25 protein-coding genes are annotated in these 18,576 nt (G+C 44.4%); all 25 read right to left on the bottom strand.

Annotated elements, in window-relative coordinates; genetic code table 11:
• Positions 1-75: 75 nt before the first annotated feature.
• The 25 genes from ACQ4M5_RS02530 to ACQ4M5_RS02410 all read right to left on the bottom strand — a co-directional run bounded on the left by ACQ4M5_RS02530 (position 76) and on the right by ACQ4M5_RS02410 (position 17,608).
• Entirely contained in the window at positions 76-618 is a 543-nt protein-coding gene (locus tag ACQ4M5_RS02530; RefSeq protein WP_430674041.1) for a hypothetical protein, read from the bottom strand.
• A 109-nt stretch (positions 619-727) separates the two neighbouring features.
• Positions 728-1,027 carry a hypothetical protein gene (locus ACQ4M5_RS02525; RefSeq protein WP_430674040.1) on the bottom strand — a complete coding sequence of 100 codons (300 nt, stop codon included), beginning with the start codon at positions 1,025-1,027 and terminating at the stop codon, positions 728-730.
• A 154-nt stretch (positions 1,028-1,181) separates the two neighbouring features.
• On the bottom strand, positions 1,182-1,682 hold the full coding sequence (locus ACQ4M5_RS02520) for a hypothetical protein (protein ID WP_430674039.1): 501 nt from the start codon (positions 1,680-1,682) through the stop codon (positions 1,182-1,184).
• A gap of 247 nt (positions 1,683-1,929) precedes the next feature.
• Positions 1,930-2,109, bottom strand: coding sequence for a hypothetical protein (locus ACQ4M5_RS02515; protein WP_430674038.1), 180 nt, complete (start codon positions 2,107-2,109; stop codon positions 1,930-1,932).
• 59 nt (positions 2,110-2,168) lie between these two features.
• Positions 2,169-2,600, bottom strand: a complete 432-nt coding sequence (locus tag ACQ4M5_RS02510) for a hypothetical protein (protein WP_430674037.1) — start codon at positions 2,598-2,600, stop codon at positions 2,169-2,171.
• Between the two features lie 277 nt (positions 2,601-2,877).
• Positions 2,878-3,408 carry a hypothetical protein gene (locus ACQ4M5_RS02505; protein ID WP_430674036.1) on the bottom strand — a complete coding sequence of 177 codons (531 nt, stop codon included), beginning with the start codon at positions 3,406-3,408 and terminating at the stop codon, positions 2,878-2,880.
• A gap of 63 nt (positions 3,409-3,471) precedes the next feature.
• Positions 3,472-3,609, bottom strand: coding sequence for a hypothetical protein (locus ACQ4M5_RS02500; protein WP_430674035.1), 138 nt, complete (start codon positions 3,607-3,609; stop codon positions 3,472-3,474).
• Positions 3,610-4,299: 690 nt separating this feature from the next.
• On the bottom strand, positions 4,300-4,437 hold the full coding sequence (locus tag ACQ4M5_RS02495) for a hypothetical protein (RefSeq protein WP_430674034.1): 138 nt from the start codon (positions 4,435-4,437) through the stop codon (positions 4,300-4,302).
• A 76-nt stretch (positions 4,438-4,513) separates the two neighbouring features.
• A complete protein-coding gene (locus tag ACQ4M5_RS02490) occupies positions 4,514-4,684 on the bottom strand; it encodes a hypothetical protein (RefSeq protein ID WP_430674033.1) in 171 nt (56 codons plus the stop codon).
• Positions 4,685-4,686: 2 nt separating this feature from the next.
• Positions 4,687-5,199 carry a hypothetical protein gene (locus tag ACQ4M5_RS02485; protein ID WP_430674032.1) on the bottom strand — a complete coding sequence of 171 codons (513 nt, stop codon included), beginning with the start codon at positions 5,197-5,199 and terminating at the stop codon, positions 4,687-4,689.
• Between the two features lie 226 nt (positions 5,200-5,425).
• The gene (locus ACQ4M5_RS02480) at positions 5,426-5,785 is read right to left on the bottom strand and encodes a hypothetical protein (RefSeq protein WP_430674031.1); all 360 of its coding nucleotides are present in this window, start codon (positions 5,783-5,785) and stop codon (positions 5,426-5,428) included.
• 980 nt (positions 5,786-6,765) lie between these two features.
• Positions 6,766-6,966 carry a hypothetical protein gene (locus ACQ4M5_RS02475; RefSeq protein WP_430674030.1) on the bottom strand — a complete coding sequence of 67 codons (201 nt, stop codon included), beginning with the start codon at positions 6,964-6,966 and terminating at the stop codon, positions 6,766-6,768.
• Positions 6,967-7,083: 117 nt separating this feature from the next.
• Positions 7,084-7,455 carry a hypothetical protein gene (locus ACQ4M5_RS02470; RefSeq protein WP_430674029.1) on the bottom strand — a complete coding sequence of 124 codons (372 nt, stop codon included), beginning with the start codon at positions 7,453-7,455 and terminating at the stop codon, positions 7,084-7,086.
• A gap of 299 nt (positions 7,456-7,754) precedes the next feature.
• A complete protein-coding gene (locus tag ACQ4M5_RS02465) occupies positions 7,755-8,537 on the bottom strand; it encodes a prohibitin family protein (RefSeq protein WP_430674028.1) in 783 nt (260 codons plus the stop codon).
• Between the two features lie 215 nt (positions 8,538-8,752).
• Positions 8,753-9,220: a hypothetical protein gene (locus tag ACQ4M5_RS02460; protein ID WP_430674027.1), complete on the bottom strand. Its 468-nt coding sequence runs from the start codon at positions 9,218-9,220 to the stop codon at positions 8,753-8,755.
• A gap of 209 nt (positions 9,221-9,429) precedes the next feature.
• Complete coding sequence (locus ACQ4M5_RS02455) at positions 9,430-9,678, bottom strand: hypothetical protein (protein ID WP_430674026.1); 249 nt, start codon at positions 9,676-9,678, stop codon at positions 9,430-9,432.
• 200 nt (positions 9,679-9,878) lie between these two features.
• Positions 9,879-10,226 (bottom strand): hypothetical protein, encoded by a 348-nt coding sequence (locus ACQ4M5_RS02450; protein WP_430674025.1) that lies wholly within the window; start codon positions 10,224-10,226, stop codon positions 9,879-9,881.
• 247 nt (positions 10,227-10,473) lie between these two features.
• Complete coding sequence (locus tag ACQ4M5_RS02445; RefSeq protein ID WP_430674024.1) at positions 10,474-11,076, bottom strand: hypothetical protein; 603 nt, start codon at positions 11,074-11,076, stop codon at positions 10,474-10,476.
• 8 nt (positions 11,077-11,084) lie between these two features.
• Positions 11,085-12,104, bottom strand: coding sequence for an SPL family radical SAM protein (locus ACQ4M5_RS02440; protein ID WP_430674023.1), 1,020 nt, complete (start codon positions 12,102-12,104; stop codon positions 11,085-11,087).
• A gap of 467 nt (positions 12,105-12,571) precedes the next feature.
• Positions 12,572-12,961 (bottom strand): hypothetical protein, encoded by a 390-nt coding sequence (locus ACQ4M5_RS02435; protein WP_430674022.1) that lies wholly within the window; start codon positions 12,959-12,961, stop codon positions 12,572-12,574.
• Between the two features lie 238 nt (positions 12,962-13,199).
• Complete coding sequence (locus ACQ4M5_RS02430) at positions 13,200-13,553, bottom strand: hypothetical protein (protein WP_430674021.1); 354 nt, start codon at positions 13,551-13,553, stop codon at positions 13,200-13,202.
• Positions 13,554-13,589: 36 nt separating this feature from the next.
• On the bottom strand, positions 13,590-14,972 hold the full coding sequence (locus ACQ4M5_RS02425; RefSeq protein WP_430674020.1) for a glutathionylspermidine synthase family protein: 1,383 nt from the start codon (positions 14,970-14,972) through the stop codon (positions 13,590-13,592).
• 2 nt (positions 14,973-14,974) lie between these two features.
• The gene (locus ACQ4M5_RS02420) at positions 14,975-15,517 is read right to left on the bottom strand and encodes a hypothetical protein (protein WP_430674019.1); all 543 of its coding nucleotides are present in this window, start codon (positions 15,515-15,517) and stop codon (positions 14,975-14,977) included.
• 370 nt (positions 15,518-15,887) lie between these two features.
• A complete protein-coding gene (locus tag ACQ4M5_RS02415; protein WP_430674018.1) occupies positions 15,888-17,123 on the bottom strand; it encodes a hypothetical protein in 1,236 nt (411 codons plus the stop codon).
• Between the two features lie 293 nt (positions 17,124-17,416).
• Positions 17,417-17,608 (bottom strand): hypothetical protein, encoded by a 192-nt coding sequence (locus ACQ4M5_RS02410; RefSeq protein WP_430674017.1) that lies wholly within the window; start codon positions 17,606-17,608, stop codon positions 17,417-17,419.
• Between the last annotated feature and the right edge of the window lie 968 nt (positions 17,609-18,576).

The raw sequence follows: 18,576 nt of genomic DNA, 5'->3' as shown, positions 1-18,576 counted from the left end.
GTTCTTAAGTTTTGGGCTGCTGGTGTAGAGGTTTCAGTCGCGCTTGCGCGTTTGTATCATGCTATAGACGGGCTATCAAGCGTCTTGATTTTCTGCCTCGCCTGCTGTTTCATCTACTCCGATCGATTCGATGTCAATCGCAAGATGGCGATCGATGAAGCTAATTTGTGGCAGTTTCGGGGTGATAAAAGAACCAAAATCGAGCACGGTTGTCTTTCTTTTTGCGCTACTCTGATCGCCGCTGTGTTCGATACGGGCGCAGCGATTCTCAATTTGTAGCTGCCAGGAATTGGGGTCTGATCCACGTTCTGTTGTCTTCTGATGAACCAACTTCTCAAGCGCCGCTGATTTTCGAGCGACAAGGTGAAAGTTCCGTGAATAACCATCGACGACGAAATGACGCTCATCAACTAAGATATTATCTCCAGTCAAAATATCAAAGCACGACTCCGTCGTGGCGATGGTGATCTGGCGATATCCCTGCAGCTCAAGCGATGTGATTCGAGTGCTGCATCTGTAATCGATTGTGATTTCGACTTCTTCACCGTAGAAATGCTTTGTTAGCGTTTCAAATGCTTCAAAGATGTTGTCTTCCGTGACGGTTATTTCAAGAGTCATGGTGTGTTTCCGTTAGTTACAGGGGCGAACGTTTTTTTTACTTCGATCTATACACTTTCTCAGGAGGTGCGGCAGCAGCCTTTTCGTTCCTTTGCCTTGGGCTTCACACTTAGTAGCGATCCATTCGATCAATGATGATTTCACGAATGGGTTTTCCAAGTAGAGATTCGCTGTAGATAGGTGGACAGCCTTTTTGCTCTAGTAACTGTTGCATATGATCTCGGGCTTGATCGCTTTCTTCTTTTGAGTGTGAACTGATCCAAGTTTGAAAGTCGGTTCTGAATTGACTTTCTTCTTTTGGGCTGAACTGATAGCCTGCCGTGCTGATCTGAAAAAGTGCTTCTTTAACAGGGCTGTATTGGGTTGATCCGATTGCTTGAGCCTCTTTCAGCGTTAATTCATTGTCCATGATGACGTTTCTAAGTTGACTCGTGGATAGGTAATTTGGGGTATCACTGTTGGTTAATTGTGACTCTTTCGAGACGCTACTGTTTTCGATGTTGGATATTATCGTTAAGCCCGATTGCTGCTCCAGAAGTTTCAATGTCCGAGGCAACCGGTACTCACTGTGCCAGGTTATCAATGTACGTTTGAATCTCAGGCGTAATCGCTTTTGGATTTGCCTGAGCCTCACTTTTAAGTTGAGTGCGCTGGCGATCGCGTTTGATGATTAAATCATTGAGAACGCCTATCAACCGGTTGTTCTTCTGCACTTGTGCCTGGGTCATCTTTTTGACATCAAAGGGTAGAAATCGATCGGTTGCTGGGTTATCGTTTTTGGGTAAGGTTGCCTGATGCTCATCGACTGTTTTTTCTGCCTGCTCGATCTTTCCGTCTATTGTTTTGAGCAATTTGATTGCTTCAATCATCGACGATGCCTTTGGCACACGGAGATGTGCTCGCTTCTGAGCAATCACGGTGGCGTTTTCCTGCTCTTGCCCTTCATGAGCGGGTTGTTGGGCTACCCGATCTCGTACCATTCCAGTTCCTGTCACGGTCAGTGCAATCAAGCTACCGAATATGAAAATCTTTGCGGTTGTGTTTAGATCTTTAGCTAAACTCATTGGTGTTTCTCCAATTGATCTGAAAATGAAGTTTAGTCCATATACTCTGGTGTGATTCCTGGTGTGATTTTAGATTACGGTAATCTTCAAATTGCTGTGGGTTTCAGCGCCAGCAGTGATCTGGCGATGTGCGATTTGAAGGGGCAACATTGTATGAAACGAGCAGTCCCCCTGCGCCATTGGTTGACGTGGAGATCGACGCGCCCAGGCATCGCTTATCCGCTTTCCGCCACAATGAGAAATAAGTTCATCGGAAACGAGATTTAGGGAATTCCCACTTCATTTCGTAAGCGTCTTCTGGGGTCAGTCCTGCCAGACTGAGAATTCGCTTTTCAATTTCTTCTTCAGCTGCGGTGTCAGCGATCTCAAACTCAATTTCTTGGAGGCTATCGGGTTCGTTCGTTTGGATGAGAGCGAGAACTTTCATTGTGCTTTAAAGTCTCCAGGTTTCGGCTCATTAAGGTGTAGGATCGGTAATCTACACTGTTACAGGTTTACACTTTTACTTGAATTCCATTTTCCTCGAAGGATGCCGTCCACAATTTCTACGGTGTTTTCTCCTCGCATAGTTGATTTCCAGGAAAAAGTACCATCGAGTCCGCTGATAGGGCAGTCTTCATATACTTTAATTCCAGAGCGAAGTGCATTAAGATACAGGAATTTAGCCTGGTCTGAATCCTCAATGAGTTGTTCAGACTGATTCTGATCGATCGAGAATCTGGTCATCAACCAATGCTTAAAGATTTCTTTGGCTTCTGCTTCGTAGCGTTTAAATGATTCTTCACGAGATGCCTTGGCAGTATTGATATAGGCTTGTGCGATTTCATATCTGGTTTCGTGTTCCTGTGCGATTGCTTCTTCATGTTGCTGGTGCTTGTAACCGTGAGAATCGCTCTCGATTCCAAGTTTTCTAATCATTAATCTCAGCCAGTTCATTTCTTCTACCTCTTTTGGGTTAAGGTTGGATAACAACAACGCAGAGTCTCGCTCTGGTAGGAGCATAGATATTTGATTTTATTGCTGTTTTAGTTCTGGGCGTAGGCAGGGCTAGGCGTAATAGCGGGATGAATGAGAAGGTAACCGATTGACTTGCAAGAATATCTGTTAAATGCGATCAATGAGCGAAATTTTGAACAGTGCGGTGACTGATTTGGTGTTTTACGCCATTCGCATATTTCGGATTGTCGCTGTGATGCTATTTTTTGACCGCCTTTTTAGGCAAACTTGTATATACACCAAAGATGGCAGCCAAAGTTCCCCCAATCAGTGCGCCTGGAATTTGTCCAATCATTCCGCCGATTCCTGCGCCTCCGGCGACAATCGCAATCACACGGTCACCCTTCTCCCAGAAGTCTGGTTGTTGAGAGTGAGTGGAATCCTCGGTAAGAAGACGGGACGAGGGATACTCAAACCCAGTGAGAAGAACGATTGCGGCTTGTTCAAACTCTGCTCCAGTTTTTTGTAATGTAGTGACTGCAGCTTTTGATAGATCCCGTGAACGGTATGGGGGTTTTAGCTGTCGTTGCGCCGTTTCATATCGCTCACGGAGCTGCGGATAGTCCTGAGTCAGATCGAGAATGAGGGAGATCGCTTGCTCGAAGCGGTTTTGAGCGACTGCAATTCCAATCTGATTAATTTTGGCATAATCTTTCTCTGCGATCGGTGGTTCGATCTGATCGAGTGCGATCAGAAAGGTTTTTAACGCCACTTCATCGGTAGGTTGCATCAGGTTTTACTCCAATTGTTCTGTACTTGTATATTACTGAAATTCAGTGGTCTGACCGTGTTCTCAGTTTTCGGAGCGCGAAATCAATGTATCCGTTTGACGTGCTTTTTCAGCCGTTAGAACGGCGAGCGCCTGCGCTCGTTCCTTTGCGGAATACGATGTAGGATTTCCTGCAATTTTTTGTGCTTGTTCGAGCGTCATTTTTTCTTCCTAGATTTGGTAGTGTTGTTAGGCAGACATTCATGTTTGAAAGCGATCTGTTTTCCACCCTGTCAGTTCGTTAAAATTCAGTTCACAACGGGCACAAGCGTCCTCAAGAGCTAACTGAGCGGGCAACTTCTTGCTTCAAGTAGACCAACTCTCTACTCCAGAAATCGGGTTGCATTCTTCCTTCAGCCAAATTTAGTAGGTTTTAAATAGGTCTAGCTACTTCTTAGAAGCTAGTGATCTCAATACAATGTCTCTCGATTTGTGTCCGTTGCTAATCGTAACTCCCCAACTTGCGGATGTGATTGTGAATTCACGCTGATCAACGTAACGTGTTGACCGTCGCAGATGGGCTTGGGTGGCACGGACAACTTGAGTAACCGGTACCCACTCACCTTGTAGGGCTACAGCGCTTTGGTCGGCATTGAGATGCTGAATTTTCAACAAGGTCTTTCGAGCCGGGAGATAAACAATAACGCCAGGGCGGAGCCAGTTGGGTCTCATTAAAGGTAAGCGTTGTAGGGTTCAAGATTTTGGTAGATTCGAGTCGCGGATGGAAGCTTGTTTATAGAATCGGGAGGAATAGCGTTCTGCCACGATTTACAACGTAGCGATAGGATGCAAAACCTCAAATTTTTATGCCACATCCCACCTCATGGATACAAGGTGGGAGTGCTTGACAATCTAGTTATCTTTTGGTTTGGCTTGCTCTGGTTTCCAGGTTTGGATCTGCTGTTCTACGATCTCGATAATGTTCGGATCTTTCGTTTGTGCCGCGAGTTCACGCACTTTGGATTTGAGTTGTTCTAGTGTCATTGACATGAGGTTTTATTTGGATGAGTTTCTGTTGATCAAGCAGTATTAGAACTATACGGCGGTTTCTATGCTGCGGCAGAGATTAGGTGACAATAACAGGTGCTGACACATATAAGGTTCTAAGGAACGCGATGAGTTTTTGTTTTGTGCCATCTTCTGCCTGTGAGCCAGTCTGAAGATTCTGAAACGGCTCGATGTCTTCCTGTTCTAAAGTTTGCTCGTTATCAACATTTGGTAACTGTGGATTACTCATTTCTACCCCCGCATATTTGACTCAAAAATACACAGCGTTTCACCGTTGCCATCTAGGATTTGTACGTTTCTTAATCCATACTCGCGGACGTGAGTGGCATACTCTACTACTTCCCCTATCTCTCGATATACTGGAGAATCAACCAGCCGTACTTCACCCGATTGCAAAATCGCTGCATACTTCTCATTTTCGTCTGGCATTCGTTCGAGCAGCATCGCAAACAAGAGTTCACTCGATGCTTCCCTTGTCCAGTTCTCTAGCTGATCCTCGATTTCAACGTAGTGTGAACTTAGATCTCGATGCCACATTTGTTCACTCCAGAAGAACGCAATTTTACTCTTGTGAAGGGTGCGCGTCATCGGCTTAAGCCGAATAAAAAGATATTCCCAAGCTGCGATCGAAAGACGTAATTCTTTTAGTTTAGATTGCGTAAGAATCAGCAGCACATCATAGCGATAGAATCTCGATATCGAACTCGGTGTTGCTGCGTTGATTGTGGAAGGGAAATCGCTCATTGGCTCCTGGATTGAATTGTTCTGGTTGGTATCCTTGGCTTTTCGTTTGAGTTTCTTTGGATCAGTGGAGCTTGTTTTTCCTTAGCACTAAAGTCCAATGTGCTTTTGAGCAAATCATTCCGCTGAGGATGTTACTTAACAGGGAGAGTGGAGAGACTGCGGTTTCATCGATTAAGCGATTTTTCTATTTAGCGTGGATTGGTAACTATCGCTTTACACTTAGGGTCTAAATTGCGTTGTGTTGGAGTTGACAATGAACTTTTTTTGCTTCTGCTAGCGCCTGCTTGAACTCGTTGCCGTCACTGCAGTGGTAGATTACGCCGTTCCAAGACAGTAGACTGGGTAGAGGTCCGGCTACACGAGTGTATTCGCTAACAAGATAGTTACAGTCACCCAAATGCGAGATTGATCGACTTGGATAGTTTTGATCATGCGTGAACTCTGGGTAATCTGGAATTTTCCCGATGACCGAGTCGATAACTGTCTTCAGAGTCTGATGTCGATGCAATTGGGATTCCTTGCCACGATGATAAGTCAAGGCATATTGCCGCAGCTCGCTAATCAGCGCTTCCTTGTTGATTGGCATGGCATCTACAGGATGATAGGTCAGAGGATGAGTTTAAAGGGTCATTTTTTTGGATGGCAGGGATTCTAACTGCAAGATGATGGAGCTTTCTTGAAGCCACTTGCTTTTTTTGTAGACCGTTAGCGTTGTACTTCTTGCTCAATCTTATTGAGAGCGAGTGGATTTTTGATGTTGAGGTGATCCCCCGTTGTTTTGAAATCAATCGGTTTAGTCGCTTCTCACTGTTCGTGAGTTCCTGGTTGCGAAGTTTCTTCGGTTGCAGCACAATCACGCTACTGGGTGGAAATTTCTAAAAGCCTGTATCCTGCTGCAATTGATTACCAGAGGAAAACTACAAGTTTTCCTCGTTTGTGATGGCTTTCTCATGCTTTTTGTTTTCATACGCGGCACTCAAGCAGCAATTAACACAACACTTCTTAACGAAACCTAAACTAACGCAGGCAATTTTGCTAAATGGAGCAGAACCCATTAACTCTCAGTTAGAACAGTGTGACGTTGTCTGAAATCGCAAGATCTCAAAAGCGATTGACACCTGATGCATTTCTATGGCGGTAGCGTGCCCTTCACCTAGATCTGCAACAATTCGCCAAAAGTTTCCGATCTTTGGGTTAATCGTTCCATCCGAGTTAATGTATGGTTTAACAAATTCAATTCTTACGTCGACTGCTCCTTTGGAAATTGCCTTACGTTTAATTTCTTCTATTTGGCTCATTGTTGTCCTCGTCAATTCTCTTGGTCGTGATTCGATAGCCGAGTGCTTATGGATCTGCCTCAATTGAGAAAATGGCGGTATTGCGCCATAGTAAGAACAGCCTAACCAGCGATTAGGCATCAGAATTAGTGATCAATCGGTTCTGATGCTTGATTCTGGCGTTTGCTTTTTACGCTTAGTTGTCTTTTTGGTTGATTTCTTACTTATAACTTCGACTCCGACCCTCTAAATTTAGGGTTTTAGATGAGAAATGCGCTCAACATTTAGTTTAAATTTGAAACTGATCGAGAAATTCTCGGTGAAGATTAAGCCGTCCTGCATATTCTTTTGCCAGTGTTTCTGTGGACTGTTCGGAGTCTAGAAGCTTTTTGTCTTTTAACCATTCGATTACAGTTTTTGCCGCTAAGAACTCGGACAATAGACGCTGAGCAGTTTCGGCTGAAACGGACTGAGGAAGTTGTGGATTCATATTGAGGAAGTGAATTGATTTGATTTCTAGAATTTTACTGCGAAGACTGATGCTGTTGGATCATTTCAAGGATTTTGTGCAGAATGATTGCTCTGACTGATTCTTGCTGCCGTAATTTTAAGATGGGTGGGATTTTTCGGCTGAAATAAGTGAGGCGATTTTGGTCTTGAGTCGTGAGCGATCGTCTTCAATTTCTGCAAGCTTGTTCATAATTTCGCTTTGTTGCTGCAGTGTTAGAGGTTCCCCATAAATCGTTCTTCCGCTTTGTTGCTCATCGCGCAGAAATTGTGTTGTTTGTTTTTCTCTTGTCTCGATCAGTTCATCTATCAAGGCTGCAACATCTAGAGTTTGCAATTCTGGTAGACGATCAAAGTATTTGAGATATAGACATAACTGTTTGATTAGAACAGAAAGCTCGGTGCGATTTGGTTGAGCTTTGGCAAATTCTGTAAGGTCACTCAAGATCGGGGAAAGGTCAAATGTCAACATGATGATTTGAGGACTAAAGCCTTGTGACAAAAAGCCTGTGACATCAACTGATCACAGGTTCTGTTGATATATCGAAGTGTTGACCGATGGACTTTTTGCAGAGAATGATACTGAAAGTCCGGTGAGTTTTTTTCACATCAATTGCTGTACGAGCGTTTTTTTTAAAGTCGTCTTGGGCGACTTCGCTAAGTTTTAGCTGTACTCGGAATTCGTGCAAACTTCGCTTTTTCAAGCATGAATGGCGTTCAGAGTTTCCCTTGAACGCCATTCACCGAAAGTGTCCGAGTCCAATGACTTAGCTATTTCACCATCTGGATGAGTGGTAACTGCCCATTGCCCGCGAGATAATTTGGAAAGTGTCCATCCCATTTTTTGATAGCCGACTGTTGCAGGATTTCGGGTGTGATTGTTGCTTGAATCAATCTTTGAGATTCCGCCTGTCCTTTTGCCAGATTTACTTGGGCTGCGGCTTCTTGTTCTGCTTGTTGAGCCAAGAAAACCGCCTTCTGTGCTTGCTGTTGAGCAATCTGCTTTTGCTCGACAGCGTTGTTAAATTCTGGCTGGAACGTTGTTCCCACTAGCGAGATATCATCAACTTGAATTCCATAATGCGCCAATCGATCTGTCAGCGATTCGTCGATCGCTTGTTTTAGTCCTTCTCGATTGGTGATAATTTCTTCTGCAGAATTTTTTGCTGATTCTGCCTTAATGACTTCTTCTACAGCGGGTTCAATGATGCGACGCAAAACTTCTGGCTCACTTCCGATCGTTTGATAGAGTCCACTTGCGGTTCTACCGTCGATGTGCCAGTTTAACGCAACCGTTGTGTTGATGTCTTGAAGATCGTGGGTTTTTGCTTCTGCTGGCGTGTCGCTCCGTTGGATGCGTGTCTCAATTCGATTCACTCGTGTAACGACTGGAGTGATGATATGAATGCCCGGTTGTAGCGTGTTCTCGGCAACTTTTCCTAGCTGTGTGATCACGCCCACTTCACCTGGATTGATTTGTACGACTGACAGTGTTGTCAGCAGCAAGAAAACGGCGATTATGACTGTGACGGTAATTGCGACGTAGTTTTTCATTTTGGAATTTAGTGAGGTTTGGTTTGGCTTCAACAGCCGGTTGAGAAACGGGGATTGGGTTCCTAACTGTAGGGTCATTTTGACAGACAGATGCAAAGAAGTGCTTCTTTACATCTGTCTGAGCGATTTAGGTTTCTAGTAGAGAACGTGGCACGTTTGTTAGCGCGTTGAACACAGCGTCTTGGGCTTTGCTCTCGGACTCTCGAACTGCTGCCTCAAGAATTTCTTTCGAGAAATCGTTGTTTGTACCTGTACCCTCGATTCCACCAATGTATGGCGCTGTCAATCAGGTAGGGGCAAGGAGTTGTTTCACTTGATTTGGCTTTTAGAATGTCGAGTTCTGCCTGTTGTTCTCCTTCTTGAAACCACTGGTCGACTTGTTGTAGGGTTTTAGCGTCAAGGGAAAACCTGCATCTGTTTAGCTCCTCTGGATTAAAGTGAAATTGGAGAATTACCATAATCTCTGTGGCAACCACATCGGGATTGGGTGGGTAAAGATAGAATTCACCTTCCTTGTCCCACCACCACCCTGTTTCCTGCTGGTTTCCCAGAATTTTGTAGTTTGGGTTTTGCCAGTACTTATGAGGTTGTTTGAACTGTTCCTCAGTGATGTCGATCGTGTACTGGCTGAATAGATAGCCGTCTCGAAAAACTTCTAATTTCAGGGTTGTGTAGTGTCCCACGGTCTGGGGTGCAATTAACCTGACTGTTATGTGATTGGGAGGGTTTCCCCATGCGAACTTATCATCGCCAAGTTTTAGAGCGCATGGCTTTACCTGCGAAAGCAGCCAGCTTAGAGCGTGGCTTTTAGTGGGGAATTTTTTGTCTGATGGGGTCATTGTGATAAGACGTTAAAGCTTCTTTTGCTTGGGGCTGTAGGAAACACAGCTAATCAGGCTTTGGTACTCTGAAGGTTGACGGAAATAGCTGGTTCTAAGGCTTCGACTTCAGATACAAAATCCTCCGCTTGTCTACTATCTAGAAATTCCAAAATTAAAATGCCATCTTCTACGGCTTTGTTTTTAGAACAAGCATTGTTATTCGAGAAAAGACTGTGATACTCTCCTGCACGATTGAGGATTTCAGATACCATTTCCTCGCTTAGTGCTGTGCCTGGTGAACCAATAATGACATAAGTCATATCAATAAATTCCTGCTGAAAGTAATCAGGTTTAATGGTGTACGATTGATTGCTCTTCTAGGGCACTTTCATTTCTACTGCTTGTCCAGTTGATACAAGGCAATCCCTGTTAGTTTTACTTGACTACAGCTAGATTGTGTCCAATAGTTCAAGATGCACGATCGAGCGCCGAAGGTTAATCTTTAAGGGATTGCTTCAGCTTAGTAAAAAGCAATTCCTTCATCGATCACGGCTTTAATTTTGTGTCCTGAAACGTGGTAGCGACTACAAACGATTTCACCGGAGATCCGAACTGCGTATCGATTGTAGCCAGATTCGCCGTAGATAACCGATTCACCAGTTAAGTTGACAAGTTGAACATCGATGAATTCGTTAGGCGTTTTTTCGCAGTATTCAGGATATTCTTTGTGGTAGCATTCCCAAGCCTTGAATAAAGTTGTGACCTTGTATCCGTCTGAATGATCGCGCTGATTTTTAATCCAGCGTTCTCCTTCGATTCTGCCTAACGTTTCAATCACGCTCTCGATTCCGTTTTGAAAAGTTACCATCGTTTTGCTGCTCCAAGCTAATTTGACCTGTTAGTGTTGTTTGCTTATCTTGTTATGCAATCCAAGCTATCCGTAACTCTCTGTGTTGATTTTCTGATTGCTCTCACCGAGAATTTTCGAAGTGCTGTGTTCTGCACTTAAAGTCTATGTTCTTTGACTTTCATTGGTCGCTGGGTACTTTAGTCTACTGTTGTTGAGCATTGATAGGGATTTAAAAACTCTAGGAGGAAGAATGTCAATATTTGGATTATCGTACTACTGTTGAGGTTTGCAGTTTCTGAATGGGAAGATTCAAGATGTCCCAAATGAATGGAAATTCGTCCCCCTTATTTTTGAGTAGTCCAGCATAAAAAAGCTGGACGCTAAACCGTGATCCCATTGAAGACCCAATTCCTGAGCGGCAAGCGAAAAGGTAGTCCATCCATTCATTTTCTGGATAACCTTTCTCGAACGGTAGTTGGTCAGGCAAGCCGATTTTGCGGCACGCCGCAAATGCCCAGTAGGTTGCTGCATCATCGTCACCTCTGTAAAAAGATGCAGGGTTATCGGAGAATGTTTCTGCTTTTTGGTCGTATTGAGCCTCGTTGAAATCTTCATCGGTTCCTAGCTCTCCTGTCGCCAAACAACGTAGCTCTAGAGGCATAGTTACTAGATGTCCAGCTTCATGCAGCAAATCTCCCGCATGAGCAATTGTCGGATTGACTGTGAGTCTTCCTTGAAGCAATCTGATTCCTGCCCACATTGAAAACTCATCGTTAGCGGGTAGTTTATAATCTGATTCCACAGCAATCCTAGTGTATTGTTGGATGAAATTAATTGCGGTCAACGTTTCTGCTGTGTGTTGCACCATTGTCTTTTTTACCTGTCTAGAAGTGGGAGTTGAGTGCTATTTTGTTGTAAAGTAGCAGCATTAACTGGTTGCTCTGCCTCAACACCGCTCCATTTCTCTACTGTGGGGCGATACCACCAGGACTGTAAAACTTCCAGATTGACAAACCCTTCTAACTCAGCATCTGCCCAAATATGTAGTCGATGAATGCAGCCTACTTTTTCTGCTGCGGATTCAATTTCATGCCACTGTTGAGCAAAGGAACTTGCCCAGGATTGTTTGTCCATCACAGTATTTGCAAATGATAAGCCAGCTTTTTCCATTCGTTTCCCATTACTGCCTCGTGCATTGATCGGCTCCCAGAAAAGAACTTCCGGATTAAGTTGCATCAGTTTTTCAAGATGTGCGACAAAATCTGGGAACCGCATCTGAGGTGGTGTTGGGGCGATTGCTACATAGATGCGGCAGCCTGCTTGGTGTCCCTCTAAAAGGGCTTTGTATCGAATGCTGGGAGGGGGTGCATTCGGTTCTATCTGGCGACTTAGTTTATCGTCCATGTGGGGTAAGCTCATTCCCACAATTACGTTTGGATGAGACAGAATATCAATGTCTTTCAGCCACAGCGGACTGCGAGTTAAGATTCGTACTCGCTTGTTATATCTGAGCAAAATTTCGATAGTTTGCCGAGTAATTGCTGCTGTCTCTAAATTTTGATAGGGGTCAGTGCCAGAGCATAACAAAACAACGCCTCGTCCGGCTGGCGTGGAATGCCAGGTGCGTTTGCGGCTTAATTTTTTCTCTAATTTCTCAGGAATGCCTTCTCGAATCAAGAGATAATTTCCCCAATCCATCTGCGGATCAGCAATCCCACTACTTTTGAGCGGATTTTGTCTGGCTCGAATGACCGGAGTTGAAGGAACGTAACAAAACGAGCAGCCGTGCAAGCAACCTGATGCCACATTAATCACGTAGTCGCATAACCCCTTCTTATTGAGGGCGCTTTCCTGGAGAGGATTAATGACTTTCTCAGTGTTTTTTACGATTGTCATGGTACGTAGATACTGGATTTTTTCTAGATTCTAAATTAAGTAGCACCAGAGAAAAAGCTTAAAAAGTAAAGGCATCTGTGGCGATTAATGTTGTACATTCGCACGCGGGTGTCGTTTTTGGCAGGATGGACAAGCGATCTCATTAGATGTAGTTGTTGTTTTAGCCACCTCTGGCAATTTCTCAGTGTGTCTTTCTTGCAAATCGGCAGATCCCACAATTCTCGGCAGTAGAGTTTGAGCCGATGTTCCCTTTGGGTTGCAGGTTTTGGGAATATTCACATTCTTCTTTTGTTAGGGCAGACGCTTCGCAAATCCTACCTGTGTTGGATTCAGTTTTGTAGTGCCCGAAGCGGGGCGGTAGATATTCAAATCTGCCGTGGCGCTGCCAAATCCCTTCACCTACAAAAACCGCAGCCTTGCTGCAGAAGGGACAGGGTAACTCCGGGTTGACCTCACTATCATAATTCTTAGATCAGATTGATGTCGGCGTTGAGGTTTGGCATTGAGCCAGGTACACCCATTTCATCAAGTAGCTTTTCCCAAACTCTGAAGTTACTCAGGTTTGGTTCGTTAGGATCTGTCTGTTTGTCGATCGTCGTTATCAAACCGAGCAAAGCATCTGCGTTAAATTCACTCAAGGTTTTGCGAATAAAATCAGAGCCACCCGTTTCGACAAACTTACCGAATGCTGATGCCATTACAACAAACTGCATTTTGCGAACCGATCGAACGATGTGGCTTGCTTCATCAGGTTCTGCACCCGCGATGATCAACGCTTCGATTGCTTCATGCGTCGTGAATTCGCCTTTAAACAGCTTGTTTTCGATAGTGTCTCTTTCTGTCCAATGAATGCCCATGGTTGTTTTCTCCTACTTGTTATGGTCTAAAAATCGAGGTGAACTCCATTAACGATTTTGTCATTCGGGTAGGCTCTGACTTTTTGGGTATTCGGAATTTGCTGTCCTGAATATCCGATTTGTCTGTGTGGATGGTTTTCTCCAGCGTTTCTACCCGTTTGCATCTCAGACTTAATCAAAACTCTAAACTTGGCAAGTTGAAATAATGCTATTACCCTTTGTAGCCTGGGTACCTGTTTCAAATTGCTGTTCCTTTGATCTCAGCTTCTTTTTTCCAATCTTCGATCGTCATATCGAGATCGTACCAGTTCCAAATTCCTCCGCTTTCAGGAGTTTCTGTGTTCCATCGAAAGGAAAAGGAATGTCCTTGGTCGTCATCGGGTGTGTGCTGAACCTGTGACTCTGTTGTGGGTTCACTGAGATCATGGGTTCGAGCTTCGCCAATACTAGAGAGTTCTCCACCGAAGGCGTTGGCAATCGCTTCACCCACTGCCTCAAGGAACTGGCTACGACGTTCTGGATCTAAGTACGTCGTGGTGAGTCCGACATGAAGCATTTCTAGAATTTCATCACTGTATAGAATTTTTGTCATGAGGTAAATTGATTTGGGAGGTGACTGTTTGAAGGCTTAGTTGCCTGTTTTCAAAGCAATGGGGAACCAAAGTCCTTGCTGAGTATCAATGACGCGCTTCGACTCAGCAACCGCTCGACATCCAATTCCTGATGCTCGTCCACCTGCGGAAAGATAGACTGTAAACATCAATAGCACCCTTTCGTCTTCAAACTCGTATGTTGGCATTTTGCAGTTTGCTTGATAGATCGCTAGCATCTGTCTGTACCATTCGTCGTCGTCGAATTCTGGGTTGTAAGTATCAACGACACTTTCTCCGTTCTCCCAAAGAATGATTCCCGCTCCTTCGCGCCCATAGGTTGGCTTTTCCCAAATTTGACTTAAGCCGTAGGATTTAGCTTCGTCATAAGTACAGTATGTTTCTGGAACAAGCGTCTTGATCAACTGAGTCGTTTCGAAATCAAATCGATTGGAACGAACTCCTTCCCACAGAAAGGCACCGAAGCTTTTGTTCTGAATGATTTCGGAGCGAATGGGAGGAACCCGGTAGAGTTTGCCTTCGAGAACAAGCTGCTGCAAGTAATCCCAAGGACGTGCTGCAGGAATTACGCTGAGGTCATTGTCAGAAACAAGCTCACCTTGATCCTCAATGAGCCACTCGTTTGGGTAATGCAAGAACAAGTACTTAACTCCAGCCCCGTCTGGTGTTTTGAGACTCAAGTCTTGAGTGAGGTCGGTCTCAATCACCAATTCTTCAGAGTAAATAAATTGCGCTTTGCCTCCGAGTTTTTGAAAGCATCCAATCCGTGCATCAAATGACAAAATATCTTCGTGTGCTCCGACAAAGGGAAAGGAAAAGTACACCGTATCTTTGCCATGAATGTAAGTAGGAAAAGACTTTTTCAAATACGCAATGAAGTCTTGAGTCTGCGCTTCTCTCATTCCCTTGTTTGGACATTGAAGCCCAAAATGATTCGCGATCAGTTCATTAAAAACAAATGTTTCTGCCCAGAATCCGGGCGTTGATGAGTTTGATTCTAAGACTTTGAAATCATTTAGACAGAACTGATCTTGCTTAAATGCTTCTGGATCTACAGCAATATCAAGTCGCATTTCACAAGGAGCTGTATTATCCGCAAGTAGTTGAGGAATGTAATCTTCAGGATAACCCCAATCGAGAATTTCAGATTCTGGTAGATATTGAAAAATCTGTGCAGTAGAGGTTGCAAGACTCCAATATTGTTCGGCTGCCTGACGAATTGCTCGACAAAATGCGGGTGTAATGTTAAGCGGATTAAACAGAAGATAAGGGCGGCGTTCAGACTTAACTCCCTCAAACATCGTGAGGACATCTGCTGGGAGATCTGAGTATGCTTCTTGAGAGAGTCGATCGAAGAATTGATCTTTAGCTTTGTTGACTAAAGCCTCTTGTAATTTCATGTCTAACCCCCAAAGCGTGAAGAACTAGTTGTCCGACCAAAGCTCAGTCCTCGATTTGCGGTGACTGTTTTTCCCGCAGCCACTTTACCCAAGCCAGGAGCATCAAATGAAGCAGTCGATCTAATTGGAGCTGTATTGATCGAGGGATTTGTGCGAGACGGAGATCTGACTAGAGCATCTCCGTTCATTAAGGGAGTCCCAGAGGCGTTTGTGATGACTGGGCTTCTTAAAGGCATCGTGGATCCCACGCGAGTACCCGGCGCTGAGACATCGCGATCGACCACAATATTTTCTCCGCTTGGACTGCGGTAAAACGTCGAGTTACTACCAGGATTAAAATAAATACCAGCGTTTGCTTTAGGGTTATCACAATCATCGCTGCGGTCTGGAGTCGCTTGAAGGTGATCGCAAACTTTAGCGCCGTTCACTTCGTAAAGTTGAGTGTCCTTGGGAACGCTAGCACCGCAACCGCCAATGTAAAGAGAAACAAAAATTCCAAGTGAGCTGTATATGAGTAGTTTGAACAGGAATTTGACTTTGAACATGATGGGTTTAATTAGAGCAGACGAGTTTTTTGGATTGATCTAAGTTAGCAAAATATTGTTTGCTAACACGTTTGACCGATTTGGTTTGCCAAACGCTTTGGAATATTACAATTGTGACCGTTGCTAATTCGTCGATCGTCAAATCAGCAGATTTCGACCAGAAATCGACAGCGTCCGTGTCACGGCAGTGGAATCAACGGGAGTAATTGCCTCCATAGACGTTGCAATATTTGCGATTCTGAGTAACATTTGTGCTGTAAAAGCGGAACGCTGTCTCTATCAGCGAGATTTCTCTAGAATTCAAGGATTCTGAGCGCAGAACGAGTGAAATTCATCGTAGGTAAACTGGCGTTTTGTTCTAAAGTAAAACTCAATTGCGTGCCGAGTTGCGTCGCGGTTTTGTAGCATCTGCTGATAGAGCGCAGGTTCTTGTGTTTTTAGTTCTTGCTGACGCTGAGATAACCATTGGCTGTCCATGTTGCTGTGTGTGGATTTGTGGTTTTGTCTTTGTACTGCAAAACAGTTGCAAATTTGCACGGCTATTGTTGGTAATGGGTCGATAGTACGCTTCAGCAGACTTTGCTTGCGCTCTTCCATCGATTATAGAAATCCGTCCGCCCTGAACGTCAACAATTTCCCCTGTCTCACCCAATTCGAGCAGACGGCTCATTCGTGCGAGGGCATCTTCGAATTGATACCCGCCAAACTGTGTCATTAAACGCTGTAGTCCTTCTGGAGAAGGCGTCTCTCTTGTATAACTTCCAGCTCCATACTGGAGACACACTTGCAGTAGTGGCTCTCCGCGTAGCGCTCGTGGGTTGTAGTATCCTTCTTCCCCAAAGTACAGCACACCATTGACCGCGCGACCAGCCGCAAAAGCGCGTGCAACCGGAATGTACTTCTCCCAATCTTCGAGCATCGGGTGGTTGCACAAGGAGGGTGTGATGAAATCTCGTACTCCTAGCACAATTGCATGTTCCTTGCTGTAAGCGTGTCCTCGGTAGGCATAGCACTGAGGTTCATATTGGCGACAGTTTCCTACTACTTCTTGAAAGTGGTAGCTCCCTTTGTGGGTGAACTTTAGTGTTACTAGTAGCTCATTCCTTTTGTAGAATTGCAGTTCGTTGATCCAGGAGTGTCCTTCTTTGTTGATTTTGGTATGGTCGAAATCAAATGGTTCTATTGGCGCTCCCCACTGTGCTTCTGCTGGGACTGGATAGCGGAATGTTGAGTTGAAGCGGAGTTCGCAATCAAACGCTGATTTGTAGGGATGCCACCACAGATAGGATCTGTTCACGATCGATAAGATCCATCCTGCTGTGTAAGCAGCTTCTAAATCTGTAGGAAGTTTATCCCAAAATTCTGCCTTTGCCTGTTCAACTGTAAGAATGGTTCCAGGAAGTTCTCGATGTAGCCAATTGATCTGCTCTGTGACGATCCATCGAGCGATCGGGCGAGGCTTTTCGGGTGCTGGAACTCCAACATAATCGTATCCATGGTCAATGTCTTCGTCGTTGTAGTTTGGATAAAAACCTCGGACTGCAGGGTTTGCTGCAAAGACCTCTTCCCAAACTAATCGACTTTCAGCGAGATTAATGCTTGACATACGCTACTCTATGAAATGATGACTGATGTAATCATTGCGGGTAGTACCCGGGTGGACATCATGCGATGTCAAATAGTGTTGATGTCGATGATTTGTCAATGACCTGAAGCGACAGCTCGTTTACCGTTCGTAGAAATCTTAAAATCTCTCGTTGGGTGCGGAGGTTGCATCGGATTTGATACTGGTAATCAGAAAGCTTGGTTGTGCTACTGGTATGCAACACTATTATTTCTCAATAAAGCTACTGGCATTTTACAGTAGCTTTATTAGGGTGGCTGGCTTTCGGTTGAATTTCAAGCCTGAGAATTGAACATAAACTGCTGTTTAGCGGTTTGCCATGCTGCCCTAAAGTTCAGCTTCCAAGTGATCGCTGCGATTCGCCCGTCCGGGTCGAGATCGTTGCTCCATTCATAACGAATTTGATATAATTCGCCATTCTTTCTGATTTCTACGATTTCTGAATTTTGAACTGAATTTGTCTGCATTTAGACCTCCTTGCAAATTTGCTCAAAAAATTCTAAAACCACTTTTTTCATCCTGAATGCAGCAGCCGCTGCAATAGTTGAGGGCTGAAGTCTAACTGTATACACCTGTTCGTTCCAATCTTATTTACTTTGAGGATTGGTTTAAAATGTCCCGCTAAGCTATCCTTGCACTCTAGATTCGTGTAAGGGCGCTCCTGGTGTACATGAACTACACGCCAGGAGCGTTGCAGGAGATTGGCAACGCGAGATCACAGTACTGCTGCAAGTCCTCGCTGGCTTTATCGATAAGTAAAAAGGTGCATGAGCAACAGAAAATCATGACTTGTGAACAATCTTGTTCTCTGCAGATGAACTTGATAGTTGTACTGTTCTTACCATCGGCTCAGAGATTCACTGTAGATTTCGGCAGTGCAACGGTGGTGGACTAATCTACAGTCAACTGATCGATCGAGGCTCCGCAATTTTGATTAAACCAGTGCCTAAACTGAGATACGCCGTCGATCTGACTGATCTGTTCAAGCTCTGCTTTATTTAGGTAAATGCTGACTTGATAGATGTTGTCATCTTTAGTTAATTGGTCGTCTAGTGATCTTCTGATAGTGTCCTAGGCATCAGCAAGTTTTTCGATAATCGCTTCAAACTGGTCTTTTTGAGTAGATAGAAGGGTGGAGGAGCACTCCATATTCGAGTTTCGGGACAAACTTTCCTCGTTTGTCTTAAAGTTCTAAGGTTGTGACTGTTTGTCACATTGATAGTTATCACGAACAGCCAGTGCTTCTATAGATAGTTCTAAATGCAGCGAAGCTTCCCGTAACTGACGCTCAAAAGCAGCGTTGGCGTATTGGAGCTGTTTCCAACACGCTTTTGAATCTGTTAATTTTACAAAGCCGTAGTGACTTATTCCTTTCTGGATATAGCAATAGCAGGTATCCCAGTTCCCGTCTTTGTACCGAAAGCATTTTATCTCT

Origin of the sequence: Leptolyngbya sp. AN10, from assembly GCF_050565645.1 — a bacterium.
In the GTDB taxonomy this organism is placed as follows: domain Bacteria; phylum Cyanobacteriota; class Cyanobacteriia; order Leptolyngbyales; family Leptolyngbyaceae; genus Leptolyngbya.
The sequence above is the reverse complement of the archived record's forward strand: the minus strand, read 5'-3'. Positions and strand labels throughout refer to the sequence as shown.